The 572-nt window shown below is 49.1% G+C and carries 1 protein-coding gene and 1 pseudogene; both read right to left on the reverse strand.

Annotation, left to right across the window (positions count from 1 at the left end; genetic code table 11):
- Positions 1–322, reverse strand: a 322-nt coding sequence (locus tag P5683_RS25630) for a hypothetical protein (RefSeq protein ID WP_315669521.1), incomplete at its 3' end; no start/stop codon positions are given.
- Between the two features lie 59 nt (positions 323–381).
- A pseudogene (locus P5683_RS25635) lies at positions 382–572 on the reverse strand (hypothetical protein); the annotation flags it as partial.

Below are 572 nucleotides of genomic sequence, written 5' to 3' on the forward strand. Positions count from 1 at the left end.
CCAGGGAGAAACCGACCCTGAGAAATGGGGAGCGATCGCCTAATTTGTATACCCGAATTTGTTGGGTGTCGCTTCGCTTTACCCAACCTACGATTCTCCGATGCTCATCTGCTTCTCTGCGGGTGCGTGAAACCCAATCTTGAGCATCTTCTCCCATCATTGGATAAGGAGCCATCCCTTTTAAATCAGCCCATCGAGGCTTTGCTGTGACGACCTCCTCGGACTTTTTAAGCCCCTGTGCAATCTGCCTAATCAACTCTAACCGCTCTTCCGGGCTTAGTTGATCGACTTGCTGCAATAGTTGTTGTAGTAAAGGACTCATAAACCCAACCCCCGCCAATTTTCCTGCATCGCTGGCTCTAGTCTACCACTTTCGACTCCTCACTCCTTAGCTATAAGTTGGTTGGACCGAATGCAATGTAACCCAACATTTGACTGAATTTGTTGGGTGTCGCTTCGCTTTACCCAACCTACGACCTTGAGAAACGGGGAGCGATCGCCTAATTTGTATACCCGGATTTGTTGGGTGTCGCTTCGCTTTACCCAACCTACGACTAGAAACCCGGTTTCTT

The sequence above is a fragment of the Limnospira sp. PMC 1279.21 genome (assembly GCF_032349615.1).
Taxonomy (GTDB): Bacteria; Cyanobacteriota; Cyanobacteriia; order Cyanobacteriales; family Microcoleaceae; genus Limnospira; species Limnospira fusiformis.